The sequence below is a fragment of the Bacillus sp. Cr_A10 genome (assembly GCF_029222665.1).
Classification (GTDB): Bacteria; Bacillota; Bacilli; order Bacillales_A; family Planococcaceae; genus Psychrobacillus.
In genome coordinates this window covers 152,589-176,619 of record NZ_JARHXR010000013.1, presented here as the reverse complement: position 1 = coordinate 176,619, position 24,031 = coordinate 152,589, and the positions used below count along the sequence as shown (strand labels likewise).

The window sequence follows — 24,031 nt, the reverse complement described above, 5'->3', positions numbered from 1 at the left end:
ATTATGAAAGGAGAGATGAATATGGATTCAACTAAAATATTAGATGCAAAAGGATTAGCTTGCCCGATGCCAATCGTTCGTACGAAAAAGGCTATAGATACTATTGAATCAGGCGAAATATTAGAAGTACATGTTACCGACAAAGGAGCCGTTGCTGACATTCCAGCATGGGCGGCTTCAGGCGGCCACACGATTATAGAGCAAAAAGAAGAGGATGACGTTTTGAAATTCTGGATTCAAAAAGCGTAAAAATGGAGAGGGAGGCCAAAAAAGAGCTTCCCTTTTTTAGATAGGAGTGTAAGAATAATGGATATAGCATGGATTATTACTATCTTTTTAATAGGCTTTATCGGTTCATATATTTCAGGGATGCTAGGTATTGGTGGATCGATTATTAAATACCCAATGCTATTATATATTCCCCCAATGTTCGGATTTGTGGCTTTTACAGCGCACGAAGTTTCTGGTATTAGCGCAGTCCAGGTACTTTTTGCATCGATAGCTGGTGTATGGGCATATCGTAAAGGCGGTTATTTAAATAAATCTCTTATCGTCTATATGGGAGGAGCTATTTTAGTAGGGAGCTTTGTTGGTAGTTTTAGTTCCCAATCTTTATCGGAAGCAAGTGTGAATATTGTATATGGAATACTCGCATTAATTGCAGCAATTATGATGTTCATCCCAAATAAACAAGTGGATGATATTCCGCTTGATCAAGTAACATTTAATAAATCATTAGCAGCTATCCTTTCATTTATTGTAGGTATTGGATCAGGGATTGTAGGAGCGGCTGGTGGATTTTTGTTAGTGCCGATCATGCTCGTTGTTCTAAAAATCCCTACACGTATGACCATTGCAACAAGTCTTGCGATTACTTTTATTTCATCGATTGGAGCTACAATTGGTAAAGTTACTACGGGACAAGTAGAATACTTTACGGCAGTCATTATGATCATTGCAAGTCTTATTGCAGCACCACTAGGAGCAAAAATTGGGAAACGTTTGAACACAAAGATACTTCAAATGATTTTAGCGGCACTTATTTTAGCGACTGCTATTAAAATTTGGATGGATATACTGTAAAGGGGCAACTTGAAGCAGAAATTGCTTCAAGTTTTGCTATGAAAATAAATATAAAAAAGGAGGTTAGAGCATTTGGTTGCAACGGAATGGTATAGGGTTTTTTCCATGACAGTTCCTTCGACATGGTTAGCCTTTGTATTCGCAGCTATACTTACAGCTTTAATACTATATGTTAAATTCGGTAAAGCAATTTCCAATCAATTTAGTGATATAATTTTCCTTTTTATTGTTGTATGGAAACTTAGCATTGTATTAACAGATTTCTCCACGATTATCCAACATCCTTGGATGATATTATATTTTTCAGGGGCTAGAACAGGCGTATACATAGGAGTAGCGTGGATAATTCTCTATATGTTTTATCTTCTTAAGAAGCAAAAGCCGTTTCCGTTGAATAATGCTCTAATTTTTACTTTTATCTCGTTTTATAGTAGTTTCGCGGTTTTAGTAGTTATTCTGAATAATTCTTCTCTTCTTCAAATTGGGTTCACATTAACCCTTGTTTTCTTCATAGCATTGTTAATATACAAATATAAAGAATCTATTCGATTGGCAATTCTATTTTTATTCCTATTTTGCGTGTTACATTTAGTTTTACAGAAACCCCTTATAAGTACTTCCATGATTACTGCTACTATGTTTTGTGTGGCAATTTTATTTCGTGAAAAACGTTGGAAGATTTAAAGTCCATAAAAAAAGGAGGAGTCCACATCCAAGATGAGGGCTCCTTCTTTACTTCTATCTAATGCGACTTTCTGTTTCCTTATCGAAGAAGTGGGCTCTAGTTAAGTCGAATGCGAGTTTAACTTTTTGACCAGGTTCCATTGTAGCATCAGCATTTATTCTAGCTACATATTGTTGGTTTGCAATAGATGAATACACCATAAGTTCAGCCCCTGTTAATTCGGAAACTTCTATATCAGCATCTACAATAGAGTCAGGAAATAGAGCGAGAGCTTCAGTATCTCCAGAGATATGTTCAGGTCTTACACCTAATATAACTATTTTCCCATCAAATCCTTGGGAATTAAGCAAGTTCCATTTCTCCGCAGGAATTCTCAGATTAAAATCACCAATCTTGAAATAACCATTATTAACTTTTCCTTCAAAAAAGTTCATTGCTGGTGAACCAATAAATCCACCTACAAAGACATTTTCTGGGTTCTCATACACTTCTTTCGGTGATCCAATTTGTTGTATGAAACCATCTTTCATAACGACAAGACGTGATGCCATAGTCATTGCTTCTGTTTGGTCATGTGTTACATAAACTGTAGTTGTTTTTAGACGTAGGTGTAATTTTGCAATTTCAGCACGCATTTGAACACGCAGTTTTGCATCAAGGTTAGATAATGGTTCATCCATTAGGAATAATTTTGCATCACGCACAATTGCGCGACCAAGTGCTACCCGCTGACGTTGACCACCAGATAGAGCTTTTGGCTTCTTATCTAATAGTTGCTGCAGCCCAAGAATGTCAGCTGCATTTTTTACACGCTGATCAATTTCAGCTTTTGAAAACTTTCTAAGTTTTAATCCGAAAGCCATATTATCGTAGACATTCATATGCGGATACAGTGCATAGTTTTGAAATACCATTGCGATATCACGATCTTTTGGAGGGACATCATTCATTAATTTGCCTTCGATTCGCAATTCACCAGTCGTAATTTCTTCAAGACCGGCAATCATCCGGAGTGTTGTAGATTTTCCGCAGCCGGATGGTCCAACCAAAACGATAAACTCCTGATCCTGAACACGTAAATTAAAATTGGAAACTGCAGTAGAACCGTCATCATAAACTTTAAAAATATTATCAAGAACTAACTTCTCCATATAAGCACCCCTTTAGTATTTAATCTATACATTAAGGTTACCAATAGAGACAGATGGATGGTATGGACGATATGCACAATTATTAATATAGAAAATTGTGCAACTTTGATTTAACGATTGTTAGCAATTAAGCTTGCACAGTAAGCAATAAGGGCACCGTCAAAACTACGAACGGATATTCCTGTAATATCTTGAAATTTAGTTAGACGGTAATGGAACGTGTTTCGGTGAATATGTAATTTCTTGGCTGTGACAGATGCATTAAAGCCGTTTTCAAAAAATTGGTGGACTGTTTGTAGTAACTCCATATCATATTCAATTGGATTGAGAATCTCTTTGCGAATAATATGTTTCATTTCTTCTGACATTTGTTCAATCAAGTTAAAGGGAAAAATATTTTCCAATGTATAAATTCTTTCCGCATGGTTGGCGGAGATGCCTTTTTGAAACCATTCTTTTTCTGTAGAGAAATGAACAGAAAATAGCATATTGGTTTGGTGAAACTTCCCGATATATAACTTTGCTTTTATAAAGAAATCACTTTCAAGTGCAGCAATAAAAGAAGCAAAATCCTCCGTTGTTTGAACATATGAAGACTTTTCCTCAATGAGTAACGCATTTTGAGAAGAAACAAAAACAAATTGCATAGCATCACCAAAAAATACATGAACAGCTTCTTCTAAATCAGCTTCATTAACATTTTTCTTAAAATGAATTTGAATGACTCGAATATCAGTTTCAGTTTTTACAGGAGCAAGACCATCTCCAAGTAGAAAATTCATCCATTTCATGGAAACAGTTTGATTAGTTGATAGATCTAAACTTACTTCTGAATAGAGAGATGCAAGTAATGAATATTCACGTCGGGAGACTTCCGATTTGTTTATTTGTAACCAATTATTCAAATACGGATTGTGGAAAATATACACTTCTTCTTCTAATTTAGTAGGATATTCGGACAGAATTTGAATGGATGGAAATAGTATAGTTAGTTCGTTTTTCAATTAGTTGAATCTCCTTTCTTAAAAGTATTAGAGTAATTTCAGGGATAAAAAAAGAGATTTAGATTATATTATCATTTAATCATAATGAGAAAAATAACAAAAGACGATTAGCGAAAACGTAAATAAGCACTTTATAAAAATACTTTATTCTCCTAAGAATATCTCGGTTAAAAATACTCATCCTATCGTTATGACATGATGAAGGAGGATTTAAAAATGAATAAAATATTACAAGTAACGATGACTTTGCTTTTAATTAGTTCTTTAGTGGGGTGTGGAACGGCTAATAATGACGACAATAATGCAAATGATGATAATAATGATGTAACAACTAACGAAACGGTAGATACAAATACTGCTAACGATGAAACAGGTACTGAAACTAATGAGGATAACGGAACAAATGGAAATAATGGAGATCAACAGCTAGAATTAGCAGATGACGTTGCGAGTAAAATTGCAGAAATGGAAGAAGTGGAAAGCGCCAATGTTATTGTGACAAATAACAATGCTTATGTTGGGGTCCTTTTAAAAGAAGGAGTTAATGAAAATGACGATCTTAAAAGTAAAATTGCCGATCAAGCAAAAGCAACAAATGGAAACTTCGATAATGTATATGTGTCAACAAACCCAGACTTTGCTCAAGAAATAACTGAATATGGAGATAAAATTAGAGCAAATGAGCCTGTAGAGGGATTGATGGAAGGATTTACAGATACAATTAACAGAGTGTTCCCAGAAGCAAAGTAATTACTGGAATGCATTACCGTTGAAAAAAGTAATAAATAGGTTTAGTATATAAATACAAGCTGCGTTGTACGTATGGATATTAAGTTTTAACCTTTATGCTGTAACAGGGAGTTTTATATAGAAACTGGAATGACAGGCCTCATTCTCTTTAGACAATGAGGACATGCAGGATAGTTTTTGCGAACACCCACTTTGAGGAGTGGTGGTTTAAAACTTTCTTATGTAAGTACGGCAAAGGCGGCTTCCTTAAATGTACATTTCAAACACCATCTTAACGGATGGTGTTTTTTGTTTTATTGACTTAGGGACTCAGAAGGCTAGCATAATGTGTTGGTAGCAATTACCGTTGAAAATAGTTGAGAATAGGTTTATTATATGTATACAAGCTGCATTGCACGTATAAATATTAAGTTTTAACCTTTATGCTGTAACAGGGAGTTTTATATAAAAACTGGAATGACAGGCTTCATTCTCTTAAGACAATGAGGACATGCAGGATAGTTTTTGCGAACACCCACTTTGAGGAGTGGTGGTTTAAAACTTTCTTATGTAAGTACGGCAAAGGCGGCTGACTAATTATAAATAGTAATGACCGGTTCCCATGGGAGCCGGTCTTTTTGTATTCCTCTATGGATAGAGAGAAAAAAGAAAGAATTTTCCTTTCCATTTCTTTTTGATTGGCAATCAAGAGATTCCTCTTTCTAACTTTTCATCGTTAATCCGTCAAGAACTGCTTTAGTAATTGGGATGGAAAACGATTCTAAGCTACGATCGGTATTTTGTAAACCCCAATGATAAATTGTGCCCATATAGGATTGGGTGATTATTGTCGAAACATCATCTAAGGAAAGCTCAAGATGGAGTTTTCCCTTTGTAATAGCTTCTTCTAATAATGAGCGGATGATTTTAAAGAGTGAACGATTTGAATCTAGAAAATATTTATGCTCGTTGTTTTCTAATGCTGCACTATAAATTACTTTCATCAAGTCTTTTCCCATTTCTTCGTCTAGAAAGCGCATTAACTTTTGAGAGAAAATAGACAACTTTTCCATCGGATCCATGTCGTCGGGAAAGGATTTATAAACTTCCTCATAATAATGATCCACTTCGGTAAAACGTACTAAAAAAATATCGGATTTTGAACGGAAATGCTGATAAAAAGAGCCTTTAGATGTTCCGCTTTTTTTCACAATATCATCTACTGTTACCTTGGTGAACCCTTTTTCCGCAAAAAGTTTTAGTGCAACTCTTAGAATTTTTTCCTTTGTTTCTTCCCCTCTACGCTGTTTTTTTACACGTTCAATCATAAATTACCTCCAACTATTATTGACAGAATACTCACAAATATTTTAATATTAGACTGCGGTCTAATTTTGTGTATCTCATTATATACTAAAACAATTCGATTAAATTTTTTGTACAGTTAAAACTTATTTAATTCTATTTTAGTTTTCTAAAAAAAGAAAGCGCTTTCTATTAGTTGAACTATAAAGTGGAGGGATAACATTGAACAAAATAATTGATTCAAAGGAAATTCGAAAGTTATTTAAAAGTGGCGATCAAATTTTAACTGGTGGATTTGGTTTATCAGGAACACCTCTTACGATTATCGATGAATTATTAGAAACAGATATAAAAGATTTGACAGTTGTCAGTAATAATTTAGGAGACTTGGGGCAAGGACTTCATAAGTTGTTCATGCAAGGAAAGATAAAAAAAGCAATCGGTTCCTTTTTTTCTATTAATAGAGAGGCAGTAATTGCTTGGTCTAAAGGTGAATTAGATATTGAGTTATTACCACAAGGTACACTTGCTGAGGCAATTCGTTGTGGCGGGGCCGGCATCGGGGGGTTCTACACAAAAACGGCAGTAGGAACTGAATTAAGTGAAGGTAAAGAGGAACGTGTAATTGATGAAGAAAGATATATTTTTGAGAAGGCTATTAAAGGCGATGTTGCCATTATTAAAGCAGCAAAAGCAGATCGACTTGGAAACTTAGTATATTACACCACTGCAAGAAACTTTAATCCGATGATGGCAACTGCTGGTAAGATTGTCATTGCAGAAGTTGATGAAATTGTAGAAGTAGGGGAATTGGATCCTGAATACATTGTGACCCCTCATGCTTATGTCGATTATGTCATCCAAAGTAAATATTCCAAAGTAGGGAGTGAGTATGTTGAGTCTAGATAAAAAACATATCATTGCAAAGAGAATTGCGGAAGAGCTAGAAGATGGTCAAATCGTGAATTTAGGAATTGGTATTCCTACAATCGTATCCGAGTATTTAGAAGATAAAGAGGTATTTTTACAAACGGAAAATGGATTATTAGGAATGGGACCACCTGCAACAGAAGATAATTTGGACATTGATTTGATTAATGCTGGAAAAGAGCCTGTAACGTATTTAAAAAGTGCCTCTTTTTTCAGTAGTGCAGATTCATTTGCATTAATTAGAGGCGGTCATGTGGATGTTGCAGTACTTGGTATTCTCCAAGTTGATGTCCATGGAGAAATTGCTAACTGGGCAGTACCCAACCAACCCATTTTAGGTGTTGGGGGAGCAATGGATTTAGTGACAGGTGCAAAAAAGGTAATAGTAGCGGCTACATTGTTTGCGAAGGATGGAACTTCAAAATTAGTGAGGGAACTTACGTATAAAACGAGTGGGATTCGAAAAGTAGATTTGTTTGTATGTGAATATGCTGTTATTAAATTCACGGAAGAAGGTCCTAGAGTAGTAGAGTTATTGGGAGATATGTCTTTAGAACAATTGAGTGAAAAGGTAGGTATTTCATTAGATTATTTAAATAGTCCAATAGAGATTTAATAGTGAGCGAAACATTCAACGAGGGGGATAAACGGTTGATAAATCATTTAGGAGTTATTGGTGCTGGAACGATGGGGTTTGGAATTGCTTTTCAATTTGCTATTAATGGAGTGCAAACAACGCTAACGGATATTTCTGAAGAAATGCTTGAAACAGCAAAGGGGAAATTTCACATTTACTTAGATTTATTTCGTGCGGAAGGATATGACATTAGATACAGCGATCATGAAGTGTTATCTCATATTTCTTTTACAACGAACATTAATGATTTAGCGGATGTCGATTTAATAATAGAAAGTGTATCAGAAAATTTAACTTTGAAACAAAAGCTTTTTAAACAATTAGATGACATTTGCGCAGAACATACAATTTTAGCATCCAATACGTCAAGTTTAAAACTTTCAGACATTACGGTTGACGTTAAGAAACATAAGGATAGAACAATATTGACTCATTTCTTCAACCCTGCACATATTGTTCCGCTTGTGGAACTTCTAAGGTCAAATGAGACAAGTGATCATGTGTTTAATGAAGTAAAAGATTTTTTAGAATCAAACAATAAGGTGACGATTGAAGTGAAAAAAGAGATCGATGGTCTTGTAGCAAATAGAATCCAAGTAGCTATTGTAAGAGAGGCACTGGCTTTAATTGAAGATGGGATTGTAAGTGAAGAAGATTTAGATACAGCAATCTTCCAAGGACCTGGGTTCCGTTTTTCCTCTAGCGGTCTGTTGAAGATTTTAGACTTTGGAGGATTGGACATTTGGAAGGCTGTATTAGATGGCCTTCAATCGAAAATTGAATCGAATGTTAGAGAGTTTAAAGCAATTGAGGAAAGGGTTGAATCAGGAGCAATTGGTGTTAAAGCAGGTAAAGGATTTTATGAATATCCTGGTAAAAGTTTTGATGGATATGTAAAAGAAAGGGACTCTCAACTGATTAAACATCTTCTTAACACCCAATCCGAGTTAAAGGCAAAAGAGGAGGTCAACTTATGAGTAAGCAACGAGTAGTTATCGTGACGGGTGGTGCCGGGGGAATGGGATATGCCATCGCCCAAAAATTTGTTACTCAGAATGACTTCGTATACGTTGCCGATCTAAATCAAGAAGCAGCAGAAAAAGTAGCGAAAGAATTAGGAGAAAACACGAAAGGGATAGCACTAGATGTAACAAATGAAGAAAACGTTCAAGCTGTTATACAAGCAATTGTAGAGGAAAAAGGCTCCGTCGATGTTCTAATAAATAATGCTGGACTACAGTATAGATCAGCAATTGAGGAGTTTCCGTTAGATAAGTGGAATCTACTTATCAACGTTATGTTAACCGGAGTATTTTTAATGACGAAACATGTTTTTCCTTACATGAAGAAAAATCAATTTGGAAGGATTGTCAATATATCCTCTATTCATGGAAGGTTGGCGAGTCCTGAAAAAGTAGCATATGTTGCAGCAAAACATGGTGTGATAGGCGTAACAAGTGTGACAGCATTAGAAGGTGCACCATTTAATATTACCGCTAACTCCATATTACCAGGTCCAGTACTTACTCCTTTACTTGAAAGACAGTTAAACGATTTAAAAAGTGTTGGAAAAACAGAACAAGAAGCATTAGAGACTATTATGTATCCAAGACAAGCGATGAAACGCTTTATCTCCCCTGAAGAGGTTGCTTCAGGTGTGGCGTATCTTGCAGCAAATGAGGCAAGTGGAATTACAGGTGAACATTTAAGTGTTTCAGGTGGAATGTAAAGACAAAGGGGGATATTAAATGACAACTTATATTATTGATGGTGCAAGAACAGCTTTTGGAACTTTTGGAGGTTCACTAAAAGATGTGAGTGATATCGATTTAGGTGTAGCAGCTACAGGAGAAGCTATTAAAAGAAGTGGAATACCAGCTTCTGATATAGATGAAATCATCTTCGGAAATATTATCCAAACAAGTGGTAGCTCTGCTTACCTAGCAAGACATATTGGACTAAAAAGCGGAATGAAAGAATCCTCTAGTGCACTAACACTAAATAGACTTTGTGGATCGAGCTTACAATCCATTGTCTCAGGAGCACAGGCAATTGCGGTCGGGGATGCAAATGTAATAGTTGCTGGAGGAACTGAAAGCATGAGCTTAGCTCCGCATGTATTAAGGGGAACCCGTTTCGGCTCGCCTAACAAAGCGCCGTTAGTAGAAGATATGCTTTGGGATACTTTAACAGATAAATATGTTGGTTGCGGGATGGGGATGACAGCTGAAAACTTAGCAGTACAATATGATATTTCCCGTGAAGAACAAGATGCGTTTGCAGTTCAATCCCAGGAGAGAGCAATACAAGCGAGAGATAGTGGCCGCTTCGCGGAAGAAATAGTGCCGATTACGATAAAAGGTAAAAAAGGAGAAGTAACATTTGATACTGATGAGCATATTCGAGAAGGTGCAACAATAGATGGATTGGCGAAGTTAAAGCCAGCATTTAAGAAGGATGGCACGGTAACTCCTGGGAATGCAAGTGGAATTAATGATGGAGCTGCAGCTGTATTACTTGCTTCTGAGCAATATGTAAAAGAGCATAACTTAAAGCCATTAGCAAAGATTGTTTCTTGGGGAGTGGCAGGTGTTGATCCAAAAATTATGGGTATTGGTCCTGTTCCAGCAAGCAAAAAAGCATTAGAAAAAGCTGGTCTAACTTTAGATGATATAGGATTGTTTGAATTAAATGAGGCATTTGCTGCACAATCATTAGCGGTGATTAAAGAACTAGGCTTGGATACATCAAAAGTAAACGTGAATGGTGGCGCAGTTGCACTTGGACATCCTGTAGGTGCTAGTGGTACGAGAATTACTTATTCATTAGCAATTGAAATGAAGAAAAGAAATGTCCGTTATGGGCTAGCTTCGCTTTGCATTGGTGGGGGACAAGGTATTGCGATGATTTTGGAAAACGTGAACTAAAAAGCTGCGACGGGGAATGAGAATGTAGTAAAAGATCACACAAAGGGGAGAAAAAAATGACTCAAACAGTTAATGCACTTGAAAAAAGAACGATAAATAAAACAATGCTTCGCATTTTACCATTTATATTAGTTTTGTATATTGTAGCCTACTTAGATCGAGTGAATTTAGGTTATGCAGCGTTGCAAATGAACGCGGAATTAGCATTAACAGCGGAAGTTTTCGGACTTCTTTCAGGTATTTTCTTTATTGGTTATTTCTTCTTTGAAGTTCCAAGTAATATGATTATGCACAAAATTGGCGCAAAGGTTTGGATTGCACGTATTATGTTTTCATGGGGTATTATAGTTGTCTTAACTGGTTTTGCACAAACAACAACTCATTTGTACATTCTTCGTTTTTTATTAGGTGTTGCTGAAGCTGGGTTCTTCCCAGGTATTATATTGTATTTAACTTATTGGTTTAGAGCCCGTGAAAGAGGAAAAGCAACGGCCGTATTATTACTCGCTTTACCAGTTGGGGGACTCATTGGAGCACCTGTATCGACATGGATTCTAGATAATATCTCTTGGCTATCTATGTCTGGGTGGAGATGGATGTTTATTTTAGAAGGTATTCCAGCAGTTATTCTAGGATTCATTGTTATATTCTATTTAACAAACAGACCAGCAAATGCTAAATGGTTGTCTCAAGAAGAAAAGGATTGGTTAGAAGGAGAACTAGAGTCTGAAAGACAACAAAGCTTAATGGTAAACAAAGTTTCAAAACGAGAAATGTTAAAAGACTCAAAAGTTTGGAAGCTGTCGTTACTTTATTTCGCAGCATATACAGGAATATATGGATTATCTTTCTGGATGCCAACTATTATTAAATCTCTATCTGCAACAGCGACTACTAACTTAGAAATAGGTTGGTTGGCTATGATTCCTGCTGTTGTCGGTATACCTGCTATTCTATTTGTTGGTTGGAGTGCTGATAGAACGAATGCACATAAATCACATTTACTTGTATGTTTCCTTATTTCGATCATAGGATTTATAGGTTGCGGATTTTCCAATAGTGTATTTATGATGGTCCTTATGTTAGCCATAACTTCTGCTGGGCTATATGGATTTACTGGTTGTTTCTTTGCATATTTAACTTTCTTCTTTACAGAATCTACCGCACCTGTTGGAATTGCTTTAGTTAATTCATTTGCAGCTTTAGGAGGATTTGTTGGTCCGATGATTCTAGGAGCTGTAGCGTTTACTTCAGGTATGTTTATTATTGCAGGGCTGCTTGCAATAGGAGGAGTAACATTAATGTCATTAAAATTAGCTTCAGAAAGAAAGTTAGAAAAGCTAAAAGAAGTCCAAGCTAATTAAATTTCCATTATAAAAACCGGTTCCTTTTTGGGACCGGTTTTTTAATTTGTATTTGCGCCTTGCAAGCCAAACACAAGGACGTGCAGTCAGCGCGAGTCCATTCGTCGCACTCTTGCGGCGTGTAATGCGCATATCTTGGATACTTCCTTAAAGTGGTGCAATTTTACACACTGAAGCAGTTTAAGTGGAAGTAATAACATTTAAGACTCATAAATCTAATTAAAATAAGAGTTAGTTCGGTTAATAAAATCATGTATAGCAGGGGATACATAACGATTTTTTAAATAGGTCAAATAAACGGTCCGATCTATTTCTATAGAATCAATGGTTCTTTTAACTATTGAGTAATCATAAGGTCCTTGCAAATAGTTTTCAGGTATTAGTGTAATGCCTAAGTTTTCACGAACTAAAATTAATGCAGTTTCAAAACGTTCAATCTCATATTTTATGGTAGGTATAATATTTTCAGTTTTAAAGAAATTTAAAACATCATGCCTAGTTTGAAACCCCTCGCTACTTATTATAAATGGTTCTCCTACCAAGTCTTTTAGCTCTATATATTCAAGCTTTGCAAGTGGGTGGTTAGTATGAAGTAATAAAACAAGCTTTTCGTGATATAAAGGAATGGTTGTAATATCGTCTTCCTCGATAAATTGATTGGTAATAATAAGGTGTGTTTCATAGTTTCGTAAGGAGCTTTTTACATCAGCTCCACTTAATACTTCCGTTAATTTAATTCGAATATCTGGAAACTCTTTTATATATGGCCGAATCACTTTTGGTATCCAATGTTTTGCGGATTCTATCATTCCTATTTGAAGTTCTCCACTCCCGATAAGTTTGACTTCTCCCATTTCTTTTTTTGCAATTTCCATCTCGGATAAAAGATGCACGGCCCTTTTATATAAAATATGTCCCGCTTCAGTTATTCCTATATTCCTAGTACTCCGTTCAAGTATTTGAAATCCTAATTCACCTTCTAAGCTTTTAATTGCATTACTTAGAGAAGGTTGTGAAATATGAAGTATTTGAGCAGCTTTGGAAAAGCTCATTTGATCTACTATTGTTACAAAATAAGAGAGTTGTTTTAAGTCCATTTGGATTTCCTCCGTACATATATAGTTTAAAGCTATAGATTTATAACAATTATATATTAGAAATAATAAATGAGTTCTTATATAATTTAGAAAATATAAATAGAAAGAATTAAGAAGGGACGTGCAGCATGTTAAATAAAGTGAAGGACGGTATTTGGTCTGGTCGGACCGATCATCGTGAAAATAGATCTAGCTTTCGATATCACCAAATCATAGAGTTACCTCAGATGGATGATTATAAACCTAACAAAGAAACTTGTGTCATTATCGGATTTGAAAGTGAGGAAGGGGTTAGACGAAATAAAGGTAAAGTTGGTGCAGCAAAAGCTCCAGACGCTCTTCGATCTGAACTAGCAAACTTACCGTGGTTATTTCCCTCACACAAGCAACTTGCGGATATCGGGTCAGTTACGTGTATTGAAGAAAACTTAGAAGATGCTCAATGTCAACTTGGAGAAACAATTACAAAAGTTTTAAACAAACAAATGACTCCAATTATTTTAGGTGGCGGACATGAAACCGCTTACGGACATTATCTCGGTGCACGTAACTATATTGGCTCACAAGCAAAGCTAGGAATTATAAATATCGATGCTCACTTTGATTTAAGATCATATGATGAGCAACCCTCTTCTGGTACTATGTTTAAGCAAATATTGGATCAAGATTCAAACAGTAGTTATTGTGTTGTTGGCATTCAGCGTTTTGGGAATACGCAGGAGCTTTTTGACCGAGCGGATGAATTGAACGTTCAGTATATCCTTGAGGAAAGTATGAATGTAAGTCAAATAGACAAAGTAAATGAAACACTAAACGATTTTATAGAAGAAAATGATTATATCATTCTTACTTTGTGCGCAGACGTTCTGAACGCTGCTTTTGCCCCAGGTGTAAGTGCTCCATCACCATTTGGTTTAGATCCAAGTATTGTGCGATCTATTATAAGGAATGTAACAGCACATAAAAAAACATTATCCTTTGATATTTCAGAGGTGAATCCTCTTTTAGACGAACATAACCGTACTGTAAAACTAGGTGCGTATTTAGTAAATGAAGCAATCACAAGTTTTCTTAGGAGGGATATTAAATGACACTAGCATTAGATCAAGTTACTACTATCTTTCTTGCCATAGCTCTATTAGTGCTAGGTACGTTTTTAGTAAAAAATATTGGTTTCTTAAATAAGTTTTGTATACCTGCTCCGGTAGTAGGAGGATTACTTTTTGCTTTAGTTGCAACCATAGCGAAAGCTCTAGGGTTATTAGAAATTACTTTGGATACATCATTACAAGGAATATTTATGCTCACATTTTTCACAACAGTTGGGCTAGGTGCAAGCTTTAAGCTAGTAAAATTAGGAGGGAAATTACTCGTTATTTATTGGCTGGCATGTGGTTTTTTAGCCCTTGCCCAAAATACAATTGGAGTTTCGATGGCCTATTTATTTGATATTCATCCGCTTATCGGTATGATGGCAGGAGCAGTTTCAATGGAAGGTGGTCATGGAGCGGCTACAGCGTTTGGCCAAACTGTGGAAGATCTCGGTATAAACTCAGCGTTATCTATCGGGGTAGCTGCAGCAACATTTGGGCTAGTTGCTGGAGGGCTGGTAGGAGGACCTGTGGTGAAGTTCCTCGTTTCTAAGTATGGTTTGAAATCTACAGAACTTGAGGAAGTTGAGGAAGTAAACCCATTGGAAAGTAACAAGCCAATACAAACGAATACGTTTTTTACACAATTATTCCTCATCACTTTCTGTATGGCATTAGGAACTTATTTAGGTAGCTTGTTCTCTTCGGCAACTGGATTTGTACTTCCAGGATATGTGGGTGCAATGTTTGTGGCAGTAATAGTCAGAAATATAGTAGACAAAGTAAATCCTAAAATAGTAGATATGCAAAGTATAGGTTTAGTAGGAGATATTACATTAGGTATTTTTCTTTCGATGGCTTTGATGAGCATCAAACTATGGGAGGTAGCTGATTTAGCTTTACCTATTTTAGCTATTGTTTTTGTACAAGTTGTTTTCATCGTCCTTTTTGGTATATTCGTATTGTTTCGCTTATTGGGAAAAAATTACGATGCAGCTGTAATGGTTGCTGGTTTTACTGGACATGGACTTGGTGCAACACCAAATGCAATGGCAAATATGGCAGCTGTAACGGAAAGGTTTGGTCCTTCTAAAAAAGCATATTTGGTTGTACCGATTGTAGGTGCATTCCTAATTGACGTTTTTGCAATGCCAATCATTATCACGACTATAAATCTTTTTCAATAACAATAAAAGAAGCAAAGAGCCGAATTGCTCTTTGCTTCTTTTTATTTTATGTTTTAGATTATAGGGAACAAGTTTAACGCCACTTTCATTCTTAATTACATAAAACTATTCAGTAATTATTTTAAACCAATGTTTGCTTTAACATCAACTTCTGCATATTTCTTTTGATCAGCACGAGCACCGACTAGAGAACCAACCCAACCGCCGATAAAACCGGCTGGAACAGATATAATCGCAGGATTTGTTAATGGAAATAATGCTTCACCTGTAAAAGTCATAGAACCATCCGCTGCCCATAAGTTAGGGCTTAATGCTACTAAGATAAGGGCAACGACAAGTCCAGTAACAATTGCTGTCAATGCACCTGTCGTATTGAAGTTTTTCCAATAGATTGTATAAATAATTACAGGTAAATTTGCACTTGCTGCAATACAGAAAGCAAGTGAAACTAGGAAAGCTACATTCATGTTTTGTGCACCTAATGCTAATATAATGGAAATTACAGAAACACTAACTGAAGCTAAACGTGCTGCTTTCATTTGTTCTTTTTCTGTTACTTTACCTTTTTTGAAGATTTGTCCATATAAATCATGGGCAAAAGCAGAAGCGCCTGATAATACTAGTCCTGCAACTACTGCTAAAATAGTTGCAAATGCTACCGCAGAGACAAAAGACATTAAAATGTCGCCACCTAAGGCTTGTGCTAGAAGCGGGGCGGCCATATTTCCAGCTGCATTTGCTCCCATTATTTTTTCAGAACCTACTAAAGCTGCTGCACCAAAACCTAGGAAAATCGTTAAAATGTAAAAGATTCCTACGATCCAAGTAGCGTATATAACTGAGCTACGAGCAGTCTTCGCATCTTTTACTGTAAAGAAACGCATTAATATATGAGGCAATCCTGCAGTACCTAACACTAATGCAATCATCATAGATATCGTGTCTAAACCATTTGTATATTTTACCCCAGGATGTAAGTATGCTTCTCCGTGAGATGTTGCGCCTTTCATTTCTGTAAACATACCAAATATATTGAAATTGAAATGCCATAAAACTAAGAAAGAAATAATGACAGTACCAACCATTAATAGAACAGCTTTGATAATTTGAACCCAACTGGTAGCTGCCATTCCTCCCCATAAAACATAGACAGTCATCATAACTCCAACGATTAGAACAGCAATCCAATAATCAATACCTAATAATAATTGAATAAGTGCGCCAGCCCCAACAAGTTGAGCGATCATATAAAATAAAACAATTGTTAAAGTACTAATTGCTGCAGCCCCACGGATTTTCTTCTGATTAAAACGGGCAGTAATCATATCTGCGAGTGTATATCGACCCAAGTTACGTAAAGGCTCGGCAACAATATATAAAACAACTAAATAAGCTACTAAATAACCAATACTATAGAAGAAACCATCAAATCCGAAAAGTGCAATTGCACCAGCAATTCCAAGGAAGGATGCGGCTGATAAATAATCTCCAGCAATTGCGATTCCGTTTTGCCATCCAGACAAACCACCACCAGCAGTGTAAAACTCACTAGCTGAATTAGTACGTTTAGAAGCGATATACGTAACGTATAAAGTTAATGCCACAATACCTACAAAGAATGATAAACCAATTAGACTCATTTATATCCACCAGCCTTTTCCTTCTCTAAAATGTCATTTGCTTCTTGATCGAACGTGTTTGCCTTTCTAACATAGATCATACATAACGTCCAAGTCATAATGAATAGTGCAATCGAATAAACCCATACCCAAGAAACGTCTCCAAAAGCATTAACGTTTAAAATTGTTGTGTAGGAAGTCAAAATTGGTAGGGTGATATAACATACAAAAAAGAATAATGACATTGGTAATATGAATCTGTTCTTTTTTCTTTTTAATTCTTTGAATTCTGGACTTTGTGCAATAGCTGTGTAATTTGTTGATGTTTTTTGAGCATCATCTTTTGAAAGAGTTTTACTGTTTCTGTGGTCATCTGAAATGTAAACGCTTTCTAAATTCTTTGCCATTTTCCATACCTCCATTAATTCCGAATCAGTTTTTGGAAAATTCTGTCCTAAACTGTAATTTAATAATATGAAACTATTAAAAAAATATCAAATAAAAGTTCACAAAATATTCAATTTTAACAAAAACTTAATGATGAAAATTAAAATCCAACCTTCTCCATTCAAGATTTGCTCAAAAAGTGCTAACATAGATAGGTTGATTAATTTGTAAGGAGGCATGTGCATGGAGAAGGAATTAACTAGAATAGAAACGTTCCGAAGCAATCTTATTGTGACGAATAATGCACGTAAAGGTATTCTAGAATGGTCTACAGATGAACATGCCTTTTTTAAAATGCAGGAATCGTTTGCTATATATATGGAGAAGAGACCGGTCAATTCTCATGGAAACACGTCGCTTTCTCTTTACTTTGATAATGAAATGAATAGAATTCTATCAGATAAGTTAAATGGTAAAGTTGCTGTAATGGAATGTGTACTTCAGAATGATGGGTTTCTAGCTACTGGTTTTCATGTAAGAGGAGAGAAAACTAGAATCAGAACAAATCGCCGTTTAGCTGTAAATTTGAAGTTTGTTACAGCTCGAAATAATGGAGCGGGCCTACCAATTCAACTCCACACTAAAATTCGTGAATTGCCTATTGCTGAGGAAAGATCAGAATATGTAAAAAAACGAATTACAAGTTGGGAAGGATATTTAAAAATACAAGAACGAAATGCTGATATTGCAGATATTACTACAGAATTTTCTAAAATAATGTTAAATGAAGATTTTTCTAGAATGACACTCATTGGTACTACCTTAAACGGAAATGAGTGGAATAAAATAAAAGGTCTTAGCGTTGCGTTGAAGGGATATCAATATGATATTGGTGACGTTTTGAAGGTCGATCGTTCTAAGAAAACGATAGAAATTGATTTAAAGCCAAAGATCAGAGATATGGCAAGAAGAAATCAATTGAACCCCAAAACAAAAGAAGCTGTATTTAGTAATTTTGCTACACTGAGCCAAATTAGAAGACTTCGCAAAGGATTTGAAGATTTACAAAACGGGCTTGCAGCAAATGCTAATCTTGAAAAAATATTATTTGAAGATAGACCCGCTATACGTATTACAAATAAGACAGAGAAACTGAAATTTCATAATCAATTGAATGAGTTTCAACAAGAAGCTGTTACAGGTGCTATGTCAGCGAAAGATTTATATGTAATACAAGGTCCACCAGGAACAGGAAAGACCACCGTTATTTCCGAAATCTGTCAACAAAATGCAAAGGCGGGACTCAGAACTTTAGTTGCTTCTCAGTCCAATTTAGCTGTTGATAACGCACTTAGTAGATTACTCTCAAATAAAGACATTCGTATTTTGCGCTTCGGCCGTACTGAAAGCATTGAAGAAGAAGGTAAGAAGTTCATAGAGGAAAATGTAGGGCAATATTGGAAAGACCAGACACTTAGTGCACTACAAAGAGAGTTAAACTCTCATCCCGTAAAAAAAGAACAATTATCAATTGAAATTACTACCCTTGAACAACAAATTGATTCTCTTCAAACTCAATTGGTTTTATTAAAAGAAAAGATAACACAAAAAGAAAATGCCAAGATTGAGCATACGTCAATAATGGAAGAGATAAAAGGGCTTAAAAGAAGTTTGATACTTTTAAAGAAAGAACAAGAAGAATTAGAAAAAACTAAAACCACTTTAGAAAAAACGCTACAAGGACTGCAGATGGAAATTACCAAGATGGAAGAATTTATTCATGCCAATCCATCTGGTGAACAATTAAAAGAAAAACTAAAACTTTTAGAAGCTGAATTAGAGATTATTAAAAATCAGCTTTATTATCAGCAAATAATGCAAGAAGTTAGTGAAGCCGAAAAATTAGTAAATGACACAAGACAAAAGTTTAAAATGCGGCAGCTTAAAATAGACAGTTTCAAACAGTTTTTGACGGAGATACCTTCTACGCGTAAATTCGAACAGTTAAAGAGTTTGATAAAACACTATGAGTTTACACCACTTTCTATGTTAGAGAAGCAAATAGAAGAATTGGACAAATTAATAGAAAAAATACAGTCATTTGAAGACTGGGAAGAACTAAACAACAGGTTACAATCAGCTATTGTTTACATAGAGAGTATATTCAAAAAAAACAATATATCATTACAAAATGTAGGTAGTAGCGGAGTGTTTTTTGATTCATCTTACTCAGTAAAAGAAATTCATCAATTCATAGATATCATGAAACGAATGCTTACGTCAGGAGAAATCGATTTAGAGAAGCTAAAAGTGTATTGGGAAGGATTGAACGTAAGGAAAAAATTTGTTTGGAAGCAAGGAACAATTTTAAACAACTCAAAATCAGACTCAACTAAACGTTTTCAAACGATTAAATTAGAATTGGAAGAGCAACTTAAAAGAGCAATCATTCAAGCAGAACGAGATATATATGAATTAAAAAACAATGGTACAGCCAATAGCGAAAAGTTAAATGTATTAATGGAGAAAAGTAAAAATATTAAAATAAAACTTGAAGATATAGAGAATATACAGTCACCACAAAAACTAGAAGAAGAACTACAACAAAAAGAAATTTTATTTAATGACTTAAAGAAAACAGAAGAAACTTTAAAACAGTATATAAATCGACTAGAACTTAAAAAGAATGAAAAGCGGGTTAGCTCCGATCAATTGGAATCCTATAAAGATACTCTCTCAAAATCAGAGATAGAAGGTAAACGAATTAATTCCGAAGGATTAGAACAGGAAAGAAAGCTTAAAGCTTTAGATGAATTATTAAGGCAAAATTTAGAGGAAGAGCGCGAGCTAGTGGTAGTTGAAATTGAAAAACTATCTGAAAAGAAGCTCTCTTTAACGCGTGAAAAAGAACGTTTACCTATTACACAGGAACTTCAAAACGAATGGTTTTCTCTACTAAGTGAAGCAAATGACCATGATTTAGATGAAATTCGAAAGCTTTATGTCAGACATGCAAATGTAATTGGAACAACTTGTGTAGCTTCCGCAAGAAAAGAGTTTATGGACAACTATCCTGTCTTTGATGTTGTGATAATCGATGAAGTTTCAAAAGCTACACCTCCAGAATTGTTATTACCAATGCTAAAAGGTAAAAAAATAATTTTAGTTGGAGATCATCATCAGTTACCTCCACTTGTTGGGGAAGATACGCTGGATGAAACTTTAAAAGTAATTCTAGAAGAAAGTGATAGTTTTGAGGAAAAGGACGAACTGAAGAAACTCTTGAAGGAGTCTTTATTCGAAAGACTATTTAAAAATCTACCTAAGAGTAATAAAACGATGCTTGCCATTCAGTATCGCATGCACGAAAGTATTATGGAGACGATTACTCCCTTTTACGCAGAGGAGAATTATCGATTGCAATGTGGATTAGTCGATTCTGATACAGTACGTGATCATTTACTAGATTCACACTACGTTAAAAGAAGTGATCATTTAATTTGGATGGATATACCTAACGAAAGATCCTACTTTGAAGAAAAAGTAAAGGACGGAAAAAGTCGTTTTAACCAAGGTGAATTGAATACTATACGTGACGTTTTGATGGATTTAGACAAAGCTACAGAGTCTGCGAAAAGTGAAGGAAGAATGGGCTTAGATGAAAGAAAGAGTATTGGGGTAATTAGTTTTTATGGAGAGCAAGTGAAAAGAATTGATCGATTAATTCAACAAGAGACAAACTTTAAAAATTTGACTTTCCGAACAGGGACGGTAGATAAATTTCAAGGGATGGAAATGGATGTTATCATTTTAAGCATGGTACGTAATAACAAAGATAATAATGCCGATATAGGGTTTGCGAATGATTATAGACGTTTAAATGTAGCCCTTTCCAGAGCTAGGGAATTACTAGTTCTAGTAGGAAGTACTGAAATGTTCACTCAACGTGCTAAAAGAAAAGATGCTAGAGAAATGTACAGTGGCTTGCTAGAGGTTGTAAAAAATAAAGATGGACTAAAAGATATAAAAGGAAATGTAATAGGAGTTCTAGAAAATGCGTGAGTTGGAAAACCGATTAAAAAGAGAACTGCAACAGAATTTGAACGTCAAAATTATGCATTCATCTATGTGGAGCATACCAGTTCATTCGATTGAGGCTGAATTTATATGTGTGAAGCGAACAAAAATGGACGTGCTTATGAAGATGATGCTCATTGCTTTTCAAAAGACTACAAAGATAAATGCGGAAGAATTAAGTGAATTATTACTTGTAGAGCAACTTTTTATACAGGATTTAATTGATTTAATGCAAAGAACACTTCTGCTAGAAAAGATAGAGAGCGGATATAGGCTTACAGATAAAGGAAACCAACAATTAGCAAATGGCATATTTGAAGAGGAACAGAAGCCTGAGACTAACAATATACTATATAGCCCTTCTCATGAGGCATTCTTGGAAGGTGAACTTAAGGAAGCAACGGGTGAAGAAGAATTAGAAGTTTATAGATATGTAAAAGAAGGATATCTGGATGAAGAATTGTCTTTTGAGGATGAGACATTGATAAATGCACTCCGTATAAACGGTGCTGAATCAGGAGAAGGAGACGTTCAGACGGTACTATCTGAAATTGTCTCATCGACGGATTTATATATCGATGATATTCCTTGTATAGAATTTATTTTGTATGATAAAAAACAAGACATCATATATGCACGAGTATGGAATACATTATTAGAGCGGTGGGATGAAAAACTCGAAAACCAACTGAATGAGAAAGAACGCTTGGATTGGCGGAAAACTTATTTAGAATAGTATTTTACATTAAGTGGCAGAAAGAGACGAATGTAAATGTAAGCGAGACAAGTTTTCCGGTAACCGAGACCAAATTTCAAAAATCGAGACCAATTCTCACACAACCGAGACCCTTTAGTTTCCTGCACTAAGGGGTCTCTTTGTATTATTTTGTATTAAGATACTCATCTATAGGCACAAATAATCCGACCCTGCCATGTTCATCATGATCTAATGTGGCGAAAATAACCCCAATTACTTTACCATCTTTATTCAAAACAGGGCTTCCGCTATTCCCTCGATAAACCGGTGCTTTCATCATGACTACAGGTACGTCCCAATCACTTAACTGAGTATAATCAATAATTGTTCCTTCATTTGCAATACCAGTAAAACCTAGTGGATTACCAATAAAGTATATAGATTCATCAGCTTCAAAAGTAGTTCTCTCCGCAAGCTCCAAAAATGGGAGATCCTCCTCCTTAATATCTAATACAGCAAGATCGACAGAAGGATATGTATCTATTACTTTAGCACGAAAACGCCTGTCATCAGGAAAACCAACTGTTACAGTTTCATTACCTTCCACAACATGATAGTTAGTCAAAATCATACCATCGCTTGATATAGAAAAGCCGGTTCCTTTGCTATCATCTGTTAATATGACTACGACAGACTTTTTATAAACTGCTATCTCTTCCTGAGCAGACAATTTTGCAGACGTTTTAATAAATTCAATAGCTGGAATAGAGTAAATTTGAAAGATTGATGCAAATGTACTGACAAACAGAATAGAAGCCATCAAATAGAATACCCATTTTGGAAAAGGTCTCTTTGGTCTATTACTCTTATTTTCAAGAGCTTCTTTCTGAAGTGCTTCCCTCTGTGCCTCTAATACAAGTTCGAGAAACTCTTCTTCGCTTAGCTCTTCCTCTTTCCAATCATCCTTATGTTGTTTTTCATTTGGATCCATACGCACCCGCCTTTGTTTCAAACACATGTTAAGAAGTATTATACACAAAGTTTAGCTCTTTCTACATAACACAAAGCAGCCCATTCTTATAGGACTGCTTTGCATGTTGTAGTTAGTATGATTTTTCTCTCTCGCTTTTTTCACGTTGATTTGGGGTCATTGGTTCATGCTTTGGTTTTAAGTTTCCGAGTTCAGCTAATTCTAGAGATATCTCTTCTTTCTTACTACTTGGATTTTTTGCCATAGAACCGTTATTGTTGCTAGCGCCCCTGCGATTTTCACTCATAAAGTAACCTCCTTTAAAATTTTTCATACCTCTTTAACTTGGTTCAATAGGAGTAAAAGATGTATATCAAATATGGACTAATTATTAATAATGACTAAATGACCGTTTTGAAATGTAGCATAATTCTTTAGGCTCTCAACGGGAAATATGAAAGTCCATGGCATACTAACTTTGGGTTTAATTTTCAATGTTTGTAGTGTAAAAGTATGCTCAACAAGAAAATTTTCATTTTCCATATAAGCTAATTTTTTATTATAAAAAGTAATCTCTTCTTCAGAAAAATTATGTACAAGTACAGTAATCAATAATTCACTCTTATGATTCACTGCTTGCCAAATTGGTGTTAGAAGAATATCTTGAGACTCCGTTTTGTATGTTTGGAGGAAAATTTCTTCGATTTCTTTTCGATCCTTACTGGATAAGGACTTATCCCATGATGCTTCAAACTCAAGCTTTTGCATTCGTGAAACCTCCTTATATTAGTATTGGCCTATTATCGAACAGTTAATTAAGACTACATTAATAACTATAATAATTTTGGAAAAAATAACCTAATAAAACAATCCATTACTATCCAATATATGAATAATAGCAGATTTTTAAGTGTATGTTCTATAATTACTAATTCCTTCTAAACATAAATTAGAAATATGGATAAAAAGAACTAAATAATGATTAATAAAATTAGTAGTCAATATGACTACAATGATTAAATAGGATGAATGAAGTATTTTTAGAAAAAATAACCAAAAATTGTAGTTATGATAAAAATTTGATATTCTCT

At 35.1% G+C, this 24,031-nt stretch carries 23 protein-coding genes and 2 other RNA genes; 16 read left to right on the top strand and 9 right to left on the bottom strand.

The genetic code is table 11. The features are described from left to right. Positions 1 to 21 precede the first annotated feature (21 nt). From P2Q73_RS14970 to P2Q73_RS14960, 3 genes are all read left to right on the top strand, one after another. On the top strand, positions 22 to 249 hold the full coding sequence (locus P2Q73_RS14970) for a sulfurtransferase TusA family protein (protein WP_056828675.1): 228 nt from the start codon (positions 22 to 24) through the stop codon (positions 247 to 249). A 57-nt stretch (positions 250 to 306) separates the two neighbouring features. After that, complete coding sequence (locus P2Q73_RS14965; RefSeq protein ID WP_275788689.1) at positions 307 to 1,083, top strand: sulfite exporter TauE/SafE family protein; 777 nt, start codon at positions 307 to 309, stop codon at positions 1,081 to 1,083. 72 nt (positions 1,084 to 1,155) lie between these two features. Beyond that, positions 1,156 to 1,767, top strand: coding sequence for a hypothetical protein (locus P2Q73_RS14960; protein WP_275788686.1), 612 nt, complete (start codon positions 1,156 to 1,158; stop codon positions 1,765 to 1,767). Positions 1,768 to 1,821: 54 nt separating this feature from the next. On the opposite strand, the gene P2Q73_RS14955 is transcribed toward P2Q73_RS14960, so the two are convergent. Then, positions 1,822 to 2,919 (bottom strand): ABC transporter ATP-binding protein, encoded by a 1,098-nt coding sequence (locus P2Q73_RS14955; protein WP_053590818.1) that lies wholly within the window; start codon positions 2,917 to 2,919, stop codon positions 1,822 to 1,824. A 110-nt stretch (positions 2,920 to 3,029) separates the two neighbouring features. After that, the gene (locus P2Q73_RS14950) at positions 3,030 to 3,923 is read right to left on the bottom strand and encodes a PucR family transcriptional regulator (RefSeq protein WP_275788682.1); all 894 of its coding nucleotides are present in this window, start codon (positions 3,921 to 3,923) and stop codon (positions 3,030 to 3,032) included. 216 nt (positions 3,924 to 4,139) lie between these two features. Between P2Q73_RS14950 and P2Q73_RS14945 the strand changes: the two genes are divergently transcribed. The 3 genes from P2Q73_RS14945 (at position 4,140) to ssrS (P2Q73_RS14935) (ending at position 5,248) form a co-directional block, all read left to right on the top strand. After that, complete coding sequence (locus tag P2Q73_RS14945) at positions 4,140 to 4,673, top strand: YhcN/YlaJ family sporulation lipoprotein (protein WP_275788680.1); 534 nt, start codon at positions 4,140 to 4,142, stop codon at positions 4,671 to 4,673. 53 nt (positions 4,674 to 4,726) lie between these two features. Next, positions 4,727 to 4,921, top strand: a non-coding RNA gene (gene ssrS, locus P2Q73_RS14940) — 6S RNA. Between the two features lie 132 nt (positions 4,922 to 5,053). Next, a non-coding RNA gene (gene ssrS / locus P2Q73_RS14935) (6S RNA) lies at positions 5,054 to 5,248 on the top strand. A 126-nt stretch (positions 5,249 to 5,374) separates the two neighbouring features. On the opposite strand, the gene P2Q73_RS14930 is transcribed toward ssrS (P2Q73_RS14935), so the two are convergent. Then, a complete protein-coding gene (locus P2Q73_RS14930; RefSeq protein WP_275788677.1) occupies positions 5,375 to 5,980 on the bottom strand; it encodes a TetR/AcrR family transcriptional regulator in 606 nt (201 codons plus the stop codon). A 199-nt stretch (positions 5,981 to 6,179) separates the two neighbouring features. On the opposite strand from P2Q73_RS14930, the gene P2Q73_RS14925 reads away from it, so the two are divergent. From P2Q73_RS14925 to P2Q73_RS14900, 6 genes are read left to right on the top strand one after another with little or no spacing between them, the layout of a single operon-like run. Continuing rightward, positions 6,180 to 6,866 (top strand): CoA transferase subunit A, encoded by a 687-nt coding sequence (locus tag P2Q73_RS14925; protein ID WP_275788676.1) that lies wholly within the window; start codon positions 6,180 to 6,182, stop codon positions 6,864 to 6,866. Further along, positions 6,850 to 7,503 (top strand): 3-oxoacid CoA-transferase subunit B, encoded by a 654-nt coding sequence (locus P2Q73_RS14920; RefSeq protein ID WP_056828661.1) that lies wholly within the window; start codon positions 6,850 to 6,852, stop codon positions 7,501 to 7,503. Before P2Q73_RS14925 ends, P2Q73_RS14920 begins: the two co-directional genes overlap by 17 nt. 35 nt (positions 7,504 to 7,538) lie before the next feature. Continuing rightward, complete coding sequence (locus P2Q73_RS14915) at positions 7,539 to 8,501, top strand: 3-hydroxyacyl-CoA dehydrogenase family protein (protein ID WP_056828658.1); 963 nt, start codon at positions 7,539 to 7,541, stop codon at positions 8,499 to 8,501. Further along, on the top strand, positions 8,498 to 9,253 hold the full coding sequence (locus P2Q73_RS14910) for a 3-hydroxybutyrate dehydrogenase (RefSeq protein WP_275788671.1): 756 nt from the start codon (positions 8,498 to 8,500) through the stop codon (positions 9,251 to 9,253). Before P2Q73_RS14915 ends, P2Q73_RS14910 begins: the two co-directional genes overlap by 4 nt. Before the next feature lie 19 nt (positions 9,254 to 9,272). Beyond that, on the top strand, positions 9,273 to 10,451 hold the full coding sequence (locus tag P2Q73_RS14905) for a thiolase family protein (protein ID WP_056828655.1): 1,179 nt from the start codon (positions 9,273 to 9,275) through the stop codon (positions 10,449 to 10,451). A 56-nt stretch (positions 10,452 to 10,507) separates the two neighbouring features. Then, positions 10,508 to 11,815 carry an MFS transporter gene (locus tag P2Q73_RS14900; protein ID WP_275788668.1) on the top strand — a complete coding sequence of 436 codons (1,308 nt, stop codon included), beginning with the start codon at positions 10,508 to 10,510 and terminating at the stop codon, positions 11,813 to 11,815. 215 nt (positions 11,816 to 12,030) lie between these two features. Here the strand turns inward: P2Q73_RS14900 and P2Q73_RS14895 are convergent, their stop codons facing one another. After that, positions 12,031 to 12,912 carry a LysR family transcriptional regulator gene (locus P2Q73_RS14895; RefSeq protein WP_056828651.1) on the bottom strand — a complete coding sequence of 294 codons (882 nt, stop codon included), beginning with the start codon at positions 12,910 to 12,912 and terminating at the stop codon, positions 12,031 to 12,033. Between the two features lie 128 nt (positions 12,913 to 13,040). On the opposite strand from P2Q73_RS14895, the gene hutG reads away from it, so the two are divergent. Together hutG and gltS are read left to right on the top strand one after the other, a co-directional pair. Next, complete coding sequence (gene hutG, locus P2Q73_RS14890) at positions 13,041 to 14,003, top strand: formimidoylglutamase (RefSeq protein ID WP_275788665.1); 963 nt, start codon at positions 13,041 to 13,043, stop codon at positions 14,001 to 14,003. After that, a complete protein-coding gene (gene gltS / locus P2Q73_RS14885) occupies positions 14,000 to 15,190 on the top strand; it encodes a sodium/glutamate symporter (RefSeq protein ID WP_275788662.1) in 1,191 nt (396 codons plus the stop codon). The genes hutG and gltS overlap by 4 nt, the downstream gene beginning before the upstream one ends. A gap of 116 nt (positions 15,191 to 15,306) precedes the next feature. Here gltS and P2Q73_RS14880 read toward each other — a convergent pair whose 3' ends face one another. Together P2Q73_RS14880 and P2Q73_RS14875 are read right to left on the bottom strand one after the other, a co-directional pair. After that, the gene (locus P2Q73_RS14880) at positions 15,307 to 16,830 is read right to left on the bottom strand and encodes a solute symporter family protein (protein ID WP_275788659.1); all 1,524 of its coding nucleotides are present in this window, start codon (positions 16,828 to 16,830) and stop codon (positions 15,307 to 15,309) included. Next, on the bottom strand, positions 16,827 to 17,216 hold the full coding sequence (locus P2Q73_RS14875) for a DUF485 domain-containing protein (protein ID WP_082355274.1): 390 nt from the start codon (positions 17,214 to 17,216) through the stop codon (positions 16,827 to 16,829). The genes P2Q73_RS14880 and P2Q73_RS14875 overlap by 4 nt, the downstream gene beginning before the upstream one ends. 223 nt (positions 17,217 to 17,439) lie before the next feature. Between P2Q73_RS14875 and P2Q73_RS14870 the strand changes: the two genes are divergently transcribed. Beyond that, positions 17,440 to 21,258, top strand: a complete 3,819-nt coding sequence (locus P2Q73_RS14870; protein ID WP_275788653.1) for an AAA domain-containing protein — start codon at positions 17,440 to 17,442, stop codon at positions 21,256 to 21,258. After that, positions 21,251 to 22,009 (top strand): hypothetical protein, encoded by a 759-nt coding sequence (locus tag P2Q73_RS14865; protein ID WP_056828642.1) that lies wholly within the window; start codon positions 21,251 to 21,253, stop codon positions 22,007 to 22,009. The genes P2Q73_RS14870 and P2Q73_RS14865 overlap by 8 nt, the downstream gene beginning before the upstream one ends. Before the next feature lie 145 nt (positions 22,010 to 22,154). On the opposite strand, the gene P2Q73_RS14860 is transcribed toward P2Q73_RS14865, so the two are convergent. From P2Q73_RS14860 to P2Q73_RS14850, 3 genes are all read right to left on the bottom strand, one after another. Further along, positions 22,155 to 22,961 (bottom strand): S1C family serine protease, encoded by an 807-nt coding sequence (locus tag P2Q73_RS14860; protein ID WP_275788649.1) that lies wholly within the window; start codon positions 22,959 to 22,961, stop codon positions 22,155 to 22,157. 112 nt (positions 22,962 to 23,073) lie between these two features. Beyond that, positions 23,074 to 23,247, bottom strand: coding sequence for a hypothetical protein (locus P2Q73_RS14855; RefSeq protein WP_275788646.1), 174 nt, complete (start codon positions 23,245 to 23,247; stop codon positions 23,074 to 23,076). Positions 23,248 to 23,324: 77 nt separating this feature from the next. Next, positions 23,325 to 23,708 (bottom strand): SLAP domain-containing protein, encoded by a 384-nt coding sequence (locus tag P2Q73_RS14850; protein WP_275788643.1) that lies wholly within the window; start codon positions 23,706 to 23,708, stop codon positions 23,325 to 23,327. Positions 23,709 to 24,031 lie beyond the last annotated feature (323 nt).